Source organism: Aerococcus sp. Group 1, from assembly GCF_000193205.1.
In the GTDB taxonomy this organism is placed as follows: Bacteria; Bacillota; Bacilli; order Lactobacillales; family Aerococcaceae; genus Aerococcus; species Aerococcus urinae_A.
This window is the reverse complement of the sequence record NC_015278.1, coordinates 1,668,495-1,680,564: the sequence shown is the minus strand read 5'-3', so window position 1 is coordinate 1,680,564 and position 12,070 is coordinate 1,668,495. Positions and strand designations below refer to the sequence as shown.

General features: G+C 39.4%; 12 protein-coding genes and 1 tRNA gene. 12 read left to right on the top strand and 1 reads right to left on the bottom strand.

The features are described from left to right. The first annotated feature begins 24 nt into the window (after nt 1-24). From HMPREF9243_RS07870 to HMPREF9243_RS07820, 12 genes are all read left to right on the top strand, one after another. Nucleotides 25-630 carry a hypothetical protein gene (locus HMPREF9243_RS07870; RefSeq protein WP_041706194.1) on the top strand — a complete coding sequence of 202 codons (606 nt, stop codon included), beginning with the start codon at nt 25-27 and terminating at the stop codon, nt 628-630. A 35-nt stretch (nt 631-665) separates the two neighbouring features. Next, a complete protein-coding gene (locus HMPREF9243_RS07865; protein ID WP_155812004.1) occupies nt 666-917 on the top strand; it encodes a hypothetical protein in 252 nt (83 codons plus the stop codon). 173 nt (nt 918-1,090) lie between these two features. After that, complete coding sequence (locus HMPREF9243_RS07860; RefSeq protein ID WP_155812003.1) at nt 1,091-1,780, top strand: hypothetical protein; 690 nt, start codon at nt 1,091-1,093, stop codon at nt 1,778-1,780. A gap of 99 nt (nt 1,781-1,879) precedes the next feature. Next, nucleotides 1,880-2,686, top strand: coding sequence for a cytidylyltransferase domain-containing protein (locus tag HMPREF9243_RS10375; protein WP_081456666.1), 807 nt, complete (start codon nt 1,880-1,882; stop codon nt 2,684-2,686). A 122-nt stretch (nt 2,687-2,808) separates the two neighbouring features. Next, nucleotides 2,809-3,513 (top strand): PseG/SpsG family protein, encoded by a 705-nt coding sequence (locus HMPREF9243_RS10370; protein ID WP_196793326.1) that lies wholly within the window; start codon nt 2,809-2,811, stop codon nt 3,511-3,513. Nucleotides 3,514-3,523: 10 nt separating this feature from the next. Next, complete coding sequence (locus HMPREF9243_RS07850) at nt 3,524-4,588, top strand: N-acetylneuraminate synthase family protein (RefSeq protein ID WP_013669700.1); 1,065 nt, start codon at nt 3,524-3,526, stop codon at nt 4,586-4,588. Nucleotides 4,589-4,661: 73 nt separating this feature from the next. Beyond that, nucleotides 4,662-6,425, top strand: a complete 1,764-nt coding sequence (locus HMPREF9243_RS07845; protein ID WP_013668661.1) for a hypothetical protein — start codon at nt 4,662-4,664, stop codon at nt 6,423-6,425. Nucleotides 6,426-6,541: 116 nt separating this feature from the next. Continuing rightward, entirely contained in the window at nt 6,542-7,498 is a 957-nt protein-coding gene (locus tag HMPREF9243_RS07840) for a glycosyltransferase family 2 protein (RefSeq protein ID WP_013669992.1), read from the top strand. 15 nt (nt 7,499-7,513) lie between these two features. Further along, on the top strand, nt 7,514-8,329 hold the full coding sequence (locus HMPREF9243_RS07835; RefSeq protein ID WP_013669140.1) for a glycosyltransferase: 816 nt from the start codon (nt 7,514-7,516) through the stop codon (nt 8,327-8,329). A gap of 7 nt (nt 8,330-8,336) precedes the next feature. Then, nucleotides 8,337-9,296, top strand: coding sequence for a glycosyltransferase family 2 protein (locus HMPREF9243_RS07830; protein ID WP_013669895.1), 960 nt, complete (start codon nt 8,337-8,339; stop codon nt 9,294-9,296). A gap of 37 nt (nt 9,297-9,333) precedes the next feature. Next, a tRNA-Arg gene (locus tag HMPREF9243_RS07825) sits at nt 9,334-9,406 on the top strand. A gap of 62 nt (nt 9,407-9,468) precedes the next feature. After that, nucleotides 9,469-10,554 (top strand): bifunctional glycosyltransferase family 2/GtrA family protein, encoded by a 1,086-nt coding sequence (locus tag HMPREF9243_RS07820; protein WP_013668921.1) that lies wholly within the window; start codon nt 9,469-9,471, stop codon nt 10,552-10,554. A 94-nt stretch (nt 10,555-10,648) separates the two neighbouring features. On the opposite strand, the gene HMPREF9243_RS10045 is transcribed toward HMPREF9243_RS07820, so the two are convergent. After that, nucleotides 10,649-12,001 carry a polysaccharide deacetylase family protein gene (locus tag HMPREF9243_RS10045; protein WP_013669826.1) on the bottom strand — a complete coding sequence of 451 codons (1,353 nt, stop codon included), beginning with the start codon at nt 11,999-12,001 and terminating at the stop codon, nt 10,649-10,651. Nucleotides 12,002-12,070: the final 69 nt, after the last annotated feature.

The window sequence follows — 12,070 nt, the reverse complement described above, 5'->3', positions numbered from 1 at the left end:
CGTTTGGATTAGAAAGGGATTCCTATGTTCAATCTATTTTTATTTATCTTGTCGACCTATGGCTATGTCTCTTGCTTAGAGAAGCGCTTAGCCGTTTCGCCTTATCTGTCTTGGATCTTAGTAATTGCTGGTCAAAGTTTGACAATTTTTGCTTTTGCCCTGTTGAACTTATTGCAACCGGCCATGTACCTTATTTATTACTTAGGTTTTATCCTATTAGCTGTTTATCTATTTCTGCAAAGTCGCTCTAGCCAGGAAAGTTTCCTTGACCTTTTCAAAAGAAAATTTTCCTGGATTAGCCTTATTTTCTTATTAACCTTTTTAATTTGGGTGATTTTTATGAAGGAGATGCCGCTTATTTTTTGGGATAACTTTTCCCATTGGGGGCTGATTGTTAAATTCTTCTTCAATGAACAGCGCTTAGCGACTGATTTAGACAAGATTATCTACTATCGGTCATATCCACCGGCAGTTTCTCTATACATCAATTATGTGGTTAATTTCCTGGGTTATAGCGAAGGCCATATGATTATCGGCAATTTTATGGTCAATTTAGCTGCCCTCTATGCTTTTTTACCCCCTTTAATGTCAAGAAAAATAAAATCACCGGCTTTTTGGTTCTCTTTTTAATCGCAGTCTTTTATTTAATGGATGACCACGTTAAAATGTATAATTTGCTAGTGGATAACTTGCTGGCTTATCTGACCTTGGCTGGCTTTGCTGGTTTATACCACTATCGGGAGAATAGAAAGATTAGTTCGCTAATTGTTATTATCCTTGCTGGCTTCCTAGGCCTGGTTAAGGGGAGCGGGATTTTCTTTGCCGTCTTACTTATTGCTGTTTATTGCTATTATTTGGCCAAGTACGACAAGGCTAAAGTGCCATTTTCTCTAAAAAATATTTACCTGTTTTACTGACTCTACTTCCCTTTGCTATGTGGAAACTCTATGTAAGGTTAATGTATGATACCTCACAATTTCGCCATAGTGTCCACTTTGATTGGAGCCAACTACATCTTAAGGCCAAAATTGTGGCTAAATTTATCCTTCAAAGTTTGGATCCCTGGACGCCTTCAACTTGGGGACTGTTTTTGATAGTAGTCATAGTTTTAGTGATGCTTTTAGTGACCGCCAGGGATAAGAAGCTACAGAAAAAAATCATGACTTTTTCGGGGATTCTCTTTGCCGTGTTGTTGCTTTACTATTTGAGTACTATGGCTATGTACTTGACCGCTATGCCGATGGATGAAGCAATTAAACTGGCTCAATTCGATCGTTATACACTGACAGGGGTTTTTGTGGGGCTAGGAAGTATTAGTCTAGTGGCGATTAAATATTTTGAAAGTCGAGTCGAGGACAAGAGCGATCATTCACTTTATGGCAAGAAGCTCATCTATAGCGGACTTATTGGCATTTATTTTATCAGTCTGGCCTATGATTTAGTTGATGCCGTTATTGAAAAGAGAAACTTCATCAGTGAGTCTATTCCCTATGAATATCAAAAAATGGGCATTGATAACCATAAATTAAACAATAAAAAGGTCTTAGTATTGGCCAGTGGTAAGTGGAATACCGATAATGCCGGCAATTTGTACCTCTACACCCCCAATACTCATCTCTATAAGGGCAATCCAGACGTGGTGAAAAATTATGATCAGATCCTGGTTTTAGATAATAAGGAAGCGACTCAGACCTGGGTCAAGGAATTGACTGGCCAACAATTAGCTCCGGGTTTCTACGACGTGAAGGATGTTGTCAATGAAAAACTTATTCAAAAATAGGTCTAAAATATTATTAAGACCATGTTGACAAGTGATTGCTGACTTATTGATATGCTATAATTAGTCCTATAAAGATCCATTATATAAAGGAGTCAAGTGATGAATATATTAGCTGTTATACCAGCACGTGGAGGCTCTAAAGGAATTCCACGCAAGAACGTGAGAATACTTAATGGGCATCCGTTAATCGCTTATGCCATTATGAATGCTCAAAATAGCCAATATCAGATGGATGTCTGTGTCTCAACGGATGATGAAGAAATCGCCCGCGTCGCAGAAACTTACCAAGCTGAAGTGGTATGGCGAGGAGAAAATTTATCAAGTGATGCAGTCACCTTAGATCCAGTAATTTATGATGCTTATCAGAAGATGGAGGCTAAGAAGGGGGTCCATTATGACCTGATTATTACCCTGCAAGCGACTTCACCGCTCTTACAAATCAAAACCCTGGACCAAGCCATTGGAAAATTGATCAATGATCCAGCTATCGACACCTTGATCAGTGTGGTTAACCACCCGCATTTATCTTGGACAGAGGATGATTCAGGTAAGATTATTCCTAATTACAAGGAGCGACTCAATCGCCAATATTTACCAGCTAACTATTCTGAAACTGGCGCTTTTCTGATTACCCGTGACCATGCCATAGAAGAAAATTCAAGGATAGGCCAACACCTAGCTGTTTTTCAGGTTCCCGAAGCGGAGTCGACCGATATCGATACGGCTCAGGATTGGTGGGTGGTTGAAAATGAAATGAATAAGAAAAATATTCTTATTCGGGTAGAGGGTTATGCCGAAATTGGTTTAGGACATGTCTACCGTGGCTTAGCCCTAGCTTACGGCTTGATCCATCATAAGGTCCGCTTTGTGACTAGTCAGCAATCGAATCTGGCCCAAGAAAATTAAAGGCCAGTCATTTTCCCTACACAGTAATCAATTCTGAAGAGGAAATTCTTGATCTGATCGACGAATATGATGCTGACATTTTAATTAATGATATTTTAGATACGTCTATTGATTATATGCAAATGCTCAAAAAGCGCGACCTGCGTATCATCAATTTTGAAGATATTGGCCCAGGCGCTGACCTCGCTGATGCGGTTATTAACGATCTATATGCTCCTCAGAAAAAGGGGAGCCAATATTATTGGGGAAGCCCCTATTACATCATTCGGGATGAATTCTTAATTAATTCTCCTAGTGATTTTCATAAAGAAGTGAAGAATATTTTTGTTATTTTTGGTGGGGTGGATCCTAATAACCTAACCCAAAAAGTATTGGAGGCTATTCCCTTTGTCGAAAATGCCAAAGACATTCAATTTACCATTGTTGTTGGCCCTGGCTATCCTTACTTTGAACAAGTGAAGGACCAGGCAGAAAGTATGCCATACGCTATTGATGTGATTCAAAATGTCAAAGTCATGTCTGATTATATGAATAAATCGGATATCGCGGTTTCTTCCCAAGGACGGACCATGTTAGAGTTAGCATCTATGGGAGTACCAACGATTCTCTTGGCTCAAAATGAGCGGGAATTGACCCATGAATTTGGATATTTATCCAATGGCTTTATGAACCTAGGTTTAGGTCAGGCCATCGATAGCCAATCCATTGGGCGGACTTTGAATTGGTTGATTGAAACACCACAAATTCGTCAACAAATGCACCAACAAATGTTAGCCAATGATTTACGTCATGGTTTAGATCGTGTATTAAAAATTATTTTAGAGTAAGGAGATTAAAATGGGGATTCATGAAGTATTAAAAGAACAGGGATACTATGTGATCGGAGAAATCGGAGTCAATTACTATGATATTGCCAAAGAAAACGGCACGACTCCAATGGAAGCAGCTAAGTTAATGATTGATAAGGCAAAAGAGTCGGGTATGGATGCGGTTAAGTTTCAAACCTATAAGGCCGAAACCATAGCCTCAAAATTCTCACCTTCCTATTGGGATACCAGTGAAGAAGCGACCACCTCACAATATGAGCTTTTTAAGAAATTCGATTCCTTTGGCTATGATGAATATAAGGAGTTAGCTGACTACTGTAAACAAGTAGGGATTGAATTCTTCTCAACGGCTTTTGACTTTGAGTCAGCGGATTACCTATATGACCTGATGGATATTTATAAAATTTCTTCATCAGATTTATCCAACCTGCCTTTTATTAAATACCAAGCAGAAAAAGGAAAAACTATCCTCTTATCAACCGGGGCTTCAAGTATGGATGAAATTCACCAAGCTGTTGAAACCATTGAATCCACTGGCAATAAGGATATTGTCATTATGCACTGTGTCTTAGAGTACCCAACCCCCTTTGAAGACGCTAACTTAAACGTTATTTCCAGTCTGATTAAGGAATTTCCTGACTATGTGATCGGCTACTCTGACCATACCCGTCCGGATCCACGAATGGATGTCGTCAAAACTGCTGTGGCCTTAGGGGCTAAAGTTATCGAGAAACACTATACTTTAGATAAGACCTTGCCAGGTAATGACCATTACCATGCCATGGACCCTGACGACATGAAAGTCTTGAAAGAAGGCCTCGAATTCCAAATGAAGGTAAGAGGGCAAGCGGTTGCTGACTTAGAGGCTCAAGCAGCGGCTCGGAAAAACGCACGACGTTCTATCGTTCTTACTCAAGATGTCAAAGCAGGAACAATCTTAACTGAAGACATGCTAACCTTTAAACGTCCTGGTACGGGAATTGCTCCTGGAAAGGTGAAGGAAGTTATTGGTAGAAAGGTTAACCAAGATCTTGCCGAAGACACGACTTTAATGGAAGATATGTTAGAAAAATAGTATAGATGTTGATTGATAACCTAGGGTTTATGCTAAGGCATGACTTTAGGTTTTTTGTTAATAGAGGAAAAGTATGATTCAATTAATTTTATTTACACTATCGACTTTTGGTTATGTTGCTTGTTCCATCCGATTTTTAAAGCTTAATAAATATTTTTCCTGGATTTTGGTCATGATCTCCCAAAGTCTTTTCTTATATTTAGCGGCCTTGGCGAACTTATTGTTGCCTACTCTGTGGGCGACTTATTTATTAGGCTTTTTCTTGCTCATTTTGATAAGCATTGATTATTGGAAAAGTTCTCGTGGAAAGGAAAATTTTTTAAGGCTGTTTTTTTCGTGGGTCAGACAAGGGATCGCCTTTCCTGAAATTATTGTCTTAGTGGCGATTTTAGGTTGGTTTCTTGTTATGAAGGGGATGCCCCTGATTCATTTTGATAATTATTCACATTGGGGCTTGGTGGTCAAATACTTGTTTACGGAGCTCCATTTACCGACAGATATTGACCAGCTGATTTATTATCGGTCTTATCCACCAGCTACTTCCCTTTATATCAGTTATTTTATTTATTTCTGTGGCTATAGCCAAGCCAAGATGATCATGGGTTTCTTTCTCTTCAATATGGCTTGTCTTTATTCTTTTTTTGGCATTCTGACCAAACCTGCCGAGCGCTTAAATGCGGCCTTAGTTGCTTTATTGTGGGGAATATTTTTTATCTTAGACAATTCAGTCAAGATGAATAATTTATTAGTTGACAATCTCTTGGCCTATTTAACCTTAGCTGCTGGTATTTATGCTTTTCGCTATCGCAACCAGCTAGGCTATTTAATCACCGGGACGCTATTGTTTACTAGCATGATCAACCTGACTAAGGATAGCGGTTTATTCTTCAGTTTGCTTATTGTTTTATATGTGACTTACTTAATCATTAAGAATCAGAATTTAATCAGAAAAGATAAGCTCAAGGCTTTTGCTATCCTAATTCCTGGCGCCTTTTTATCGAAGTTAAGCTGGTCTCTCTATGTAAAATTTAATTATGACTTATCGGGTTTTAAACATAGTAGCCATTTTAACCAAGAGAGCCTTGAATTAGTCAAGCAAATTGGAAAAAGCTATTTAATCAAGCTATTAGATCCATTAATTCCAGCAACTTCTGGGATTATATTAGCCTTTACTCTCTTACTGATTCTTAGCTTATCTTGTCTTTTGACTAAAAAACACCTCCTTACCATGAAAAAGCTGTGTTTAGCCATGGGTCTTACTTATATCATTTATTTCCTGGGAGTCTTTTTTATGTACGTGAGCTCCATGCCCAAAGATGAAGCCCTACGTCTCGCTCAATTTGACCGTTATGCCATGACCATCGCTTATGTCTTACTCGGAACAGTTTTTTTAGTAGGGGTTTACTATTTTGATAAGGTTTTTCAAAGGGGGGCGAGTGACTCTCATTTCATCAATATAGTGACCTTATTCTTAATGGTGATCTACCTGGCGGGACTGGGTTCTGATTGGTTAATTGCTGAACACGAGACTATTGCCTTTAAAGATCGCTCGATCCCTTACCAATACGAAAAACTTGGCTTAGAGCAGATGAGCTTAAACGATTCACGGATCCTTGTTTTTACCTCCGGAGGCTGGAAAACAGATTTTGCCGGTCGTTATTATTTATATACGCCAAATACCAAGATTTATAACGGAGACCCAGCCATGCTGAAAGATTATGATCAAGTATTGGTTCTTGATGAACTCCCGCAAACTAAAAAGTGGGAGAAAGAACTGACTAAGAAAGAATGGCCTGTTGGTCTGTATACAGTTGATCGTTTCCTTAATGGCAATTAACTTTTAAAGTTATTGTAAGAATCAGTCAAATTCCTATAAAATCAGCTTTTCTCTTGATCAGATATGATATAATTCATCTGTTACTAAAGCGTCAGGAAATGGAGTAATAGAAAATTATGTTATTAAGTGTAATTATTCCAGCTTATAATGTCGAAAGTACCTTGCAACGTGCGGTCGATAGTGTCTTAAGTCAAAGCATGAAGGAATTTGAAGTGATCATTGTGGATGACGGGTCCACTGACGGAACCGGTCCACTTTGTGATGCTATCGAATCCCAAGATCAAAGGATCAGAGTCATACATCAAGCAAACGGGGGCTTATCTGCAGCAAGAAATACGGGCATTAATCAAGCCCAAGGGGATTATTTGGCCTTTCTTGATTCTGATGATGAATATGTTAATGATATTTTTTCCTTATTTTATCGGGCCTATCAAGAATACCAAATGGACTTGTTCATATTTAATTTTGAACGGGTTTCTGGTGACCAAGTCACCCCTAAGAATGCCATCCGTCAGCAAATATTTAAGAGCCAAGAAGCGGTTAGGGTCCTCCACCAATATAATGGTTTAGATTTCTATGCTTGGAATAAGATCTGGCACCATTCGCTCTTTGATGAGATGAGATACCCTCTTGATACCCTTTATGAAGATATGCATGTGAGTTATCTGGGGGCTAAGCAAGCCAACTGCGTGATTACCACAGATAAGGTTGGCTTAAGATATTACGATAATCCTCTAGGGATCACTGCCCAAACCTTTTCTCCGGGACAGTTTGATAATGTCACTGAAAGGGTAAAGATCTTGGATGATGTACTCATTCATTTCCCTGAATTAGCTCAGGGAGCAGCTCGTCGTTTATTTGATAGTTTCCTAATCGTGGCTTACCAACTTTCCCAGTGCGAAGATAAGAAAATGAAGAAAAAATACCACAGCCGTTTGCTTGAGATCCTTAAGCAATACCAGCCCTATTTTAAGGATAATGAGGAAATTTCCTGGCAAAAACGACTAGCCTGGTCGCTCTATCAAGTATCACCAAGTCTGTATAGCCATTTATATCGGATGTATTTAAGTTAAGGGAGGAAGAAAGCAGTGAATTTTACAGTGCTGATGTCTTTATATCATAAGGAAAACCCGACTTATTTACGGCAATGCTTGGATAGCCTGGTCAAGCAAAGCCTGCCAGCTGAAGAAATATTAATTATTAAGGATGGCCCCCTAACTGAGGAACTCGACGCTATTCTCGACGACTTTCAAGAGCAATATCCCAAGCAAACCACCATTCAAGCTTATCCCAAAAACCGCGGCCTGGGTTTGGCCTTACAAGATGGCGTTCAATTGGCCCGTAATGAATGGATTGCCCGGATGGATACCGATGATATTTGCCGGACGGATCGTTTCGAAAAACAAATCAATTATCTCAAAGAACATCCCGAAGTCGAGTTATTGGGTAGCGATGTCTTTGAATTTGACCAGTCGCCAAAGGAACCGACTGCCAGAAAAGTCGTGCCCCATAGCTACCAAGATATCCTGGGGTATGCTAAACGGCGTAATCCCTTCAACCATATGACAGTGATCTATAAAAAATCAGCTATCCTAAAAGCAGGCAATTATCAGCCGTTAAAAGGTTATGAAGATTATTATTTATGGGTAAGAATGTTAAAAAATGGGGTTAAGGCTGCCAATTTGGACGATACCCTAGTTTATGCGCGTGCAGACCAGAATATGTTTAAAAGACGGGGCGGCTGGGACTATTTTGTCGATGGTAGTAAGGCCTACCAAAAAATCTACCAGGTTGGCCTGGCCAGTCCGCTTGATTGGCTAATCCGTATGGGCGGGCAGGCAGTATTTAATTTAGTTCCTAATTCCCTACGCCAAAACCTCTACAAGAAAATACTAAGAAAGTAGGTTTCTGATGTTAATTTCGGTCATTATTCCGGTTTATAAAGTCGAAAAAACACTAGAGAGAGCGGTAAACAGTGTCTTAGATCAAAGCTACCCGCATTTGGAAATTATTCTGGTGGATGATGGTTCTCCTGACAAGAGTGGGGATATTGCTGACCAGTTAGCTAAAAAAGACCCCCGTATCCAGGTGATCCACCAAGCTAATAAGGGCTTATCAGGAGCAAGAAATACCGGTATCGCAGTAGCTAGCGGAGACTATCTGGCATTTTTGGATAGTGATGATTGCTATGAGCTTGACCTATTTGAACACTTTATGGCTAGTTATCAGGAAGAACGCCCCGATTTATTTATTTTTAATGTCAAACGCATTGGAGTAAAATCCCAAACGGTAAAAGAGTCAAAAGAGATGCTTTTGACCTCTAGCCAAGCAGGGATCGAAGCCATGCTAGATTATTCCGGGATCGATTTTTATGCTTGGAATAAGATATACGCGAGACAGCTTTTCCGTGATGTCCGTTTTCCTGAAGGTAAATTATATGAAGATACAGCGGTATCCTATGCGACCATGAAAAGGGCGACCAGGATTATGACGACTTCATATGTAGGGATTAATTATTATGAGAACGAGGAAAGTATTGTCGCTCAGTCCTTTAATCCCAAGCAAATGGACAATGTGACGGAAAGGGCGCGCATGTTAGATGACGTTCAGGTCAACTTTCCAGACCTTACTGCTAAGGCAGGAGCGCGCCTATTTGATGGCTTCCTATCTACAGCCTATAAAATGGCTCAAGTCAGTCCCTTCAAGCAAGTAGGGAGTTCTCATCAGGAACTGTTAGAAACTGTCAACCATTACCGCCCTTATTTCGAGGAAAATGAGGAAATTGACTGGAAAAAGCGCTTAGCTTGGCAATTATTCCGCCTAAATCCCAAACTTTATGCTAGAATGTATCAGTGGTACTTAGGAAAGTAATTTTCTAAGTAGCCACTCGATATGATTGATTCAATTTGCCCTCGTAGCTCAGTGGATAGAGCAATCGTTTCCTAAACGATGTGTCGGAAGTTCGATTCTTCTCGGGGGTGTTTTATTATAGTCAAAAAGGTCGTTGTTATCTGCTATAGGTAGTTAATAAGGAGATTAGAACGTGTCAATCAGTGATATTACAATTATTATTCCTGCTTTAGAACCGAATGAGAAGTTAATTGAACTTCTAGAGTCGATTCGCAGACAAGATTCAGATAATTTTACAATTATTATCGTTAATGATGGGTCTTCTGCTGACTATGATTCCTATTTTAAGCAAGCGCATGAAGACTTTGGTGCCATTGTCTTAAAACATGAGGAAAACTATGGCAAAGGGCGTGCGCTGAGAACGGCTTTTGACTATATTCTTCACTATTTGCCTGACTGCCAAGGAGTCATTACTATTGATTCAGATGGACAGCATACCTATGCCGATATGATGAAATGTATTGGAGCTTTTCAGCAAGACCCCAGTGCCTTAGTTTTAGGCGTTAGAGATTTTCAAAATGAAGTGCCGTGGAAGAGTCAATTTGGTAATCGCTTAACTCGCTATATTTTAAAAATGGTTACCGGCATTTCCTTAACCGACACCCAAACGGGGTTAAGAGTGATTCCTAAAACTTATTTGGCCAGACTTTTGGAGATTTCAGGCGACCGCTTTGAATATGAATTAAAGATGATCATTGATGCCGCTAAGCAAAAAATTCCAATTAAGGAAGTGGCTATTGAGACCATCTATCATGATGATAATAAGGGGAGTCATTTTAACCCGATCAAGGATTCCATTGCTATTTACAGCGTCTTTTTAGAATACATGGCTAATCAGACCTATTTTTGGAAATACATCCTGTCTTCGGTCTCGTCCTTTGTGGTAGATATCCTTTTATTCCATCTCTTTTCTGTACTCTTGCCGCACGCTGCAAGTACTCTGACCATTTACTTAGCGACAATCATTGCCCGGACCATTTCATCGGTCTTTAACTACACCTTGAATCGCTTTCTCGTTTTCAAGCAAGAATCCAAACAAAGCTTTATCAAATATGTCAGCTTGGTCATCGTGCAGATGTTCTTATCCGGAGGTTTAGTGTCTCTAATAAGCACTGTCATTCAATCGAAAGCAACTACCATCATTAAAGTATTTGTTGATTCCTTACTTTTCCTGTTAAGTTATTTTATTCAAAAGCATTTTATTTTTAAAAGTAAATAAATTGTAAATATGAATTGCAGTGTCTTCAAAGCTTTGATTTATTCCCTTCTTATAATAATAACCGCGACCAGATCATTTCTTGGTCGCGGTTATTTTAGTTATTAATCCAATTCTTTGTTTCCGGTATTTGATCAGCAAAAACAAAGGTGTAGCCTTGTTTTTTCAGTTCTGGGATATACTTTTTCATGGCTTCGGCAGTTGCTTTGATGGTGTCGTGATGGAGGATAACGGCATGGTTGTGGGCTTGACTTAAGACACGTTGGGTGATTTGCTTAGTATCCATGGACTTCCAGTCTTCAGAATCGATATCCCAATAGATACCGGTTAAGTCTGGCCTTAAGCGAGCAATGCGTTTTCTTTGAGCGCCGTGGGGGTTACGGATATATTTAGGACTGATGCCGGTGGCTTCTTTAATGGCAGCTTCACCTTGGCTAATTTCGTCCACAACCTCTTTATCTCTTAAATTAGAGAAATAAGGGTGGTCATAGGTATGGTTGCCAAGTTTATGACCTTCAGCTAAAATTCGTTGACTCACTTGAGGGTACTCTTTAACATGGTTGCCTTGTTGGAAAAACATGGCTTTGATCCCATATTGATCGAGAATATCTAGGATAGCTCCAGTATTTTCGGAAGGGCCATCATCAAAGGTTAGGGCGATCAACTTACGGTGGTCAATCGAACTACCGGTCAGGTAATGGCCCAGCAAGGGTTGGTTTAATAGTTGATTTAAGACATCGTCTTTGAGAGGGGGATTGGCTTGAATCAGGCTCTTGGCGTAGATTTTTGTTTTATTAGTGATTGCTTGGAGGCTATTCTTGAGACGGGGTTGACCTTCGATATTTATCGCAGTATCCTCGAGGATTTGACTAATTTCGTTAAATTTCTTTAAGTTAGCGTTAATTTGATCAGCTTGAAAACTGGTGGGCAGGTCATTAAGAATTGATTGGAGTTTATCATCTAATTGGACAATTTCTAAGGCGTTTTTATAATGAATTTTTAATTCATCGGATAGGGCATCACCCACTGAGAAATCAAAATGGGGAGCTAGCTTTTTGAGGTCAGCCAAGCTAACGCTATTATTTAGAATATCACGAGGATTCACTTTATCGCCAACCACAAAAGCCTCTGAATCATCATGTTGGTAGATTTGGTCAACGGCTTGGATAGCTGCTAGCTTTTGTTCGACGAGGGCAATTTCTTTAAGAGCTTTTTCTTTCTTCTCGGGCGCTAATTTATTGGCATTATCTTTGGCCGCCTGGATCATATCCTCGTCAATCTCAGGGGTTAAATAGGCATGATCGTCATCAATAAAGAGAGCATCCATGGTGATAGTACTTTGGGCTTGGTGCTTTTTATTGATTAGGTGGTGACGATATGAAAATAGGCCTAAGGTTAATAAAATAATGCTAAGTAAAGCAAGGATAAGAACTTTTGATTTAGCTTTCATGATAATACGTTCCTTTTTAATTAATGCTTTATATTATAACCATATGCCGTTAAAAAATATGAAAAAATT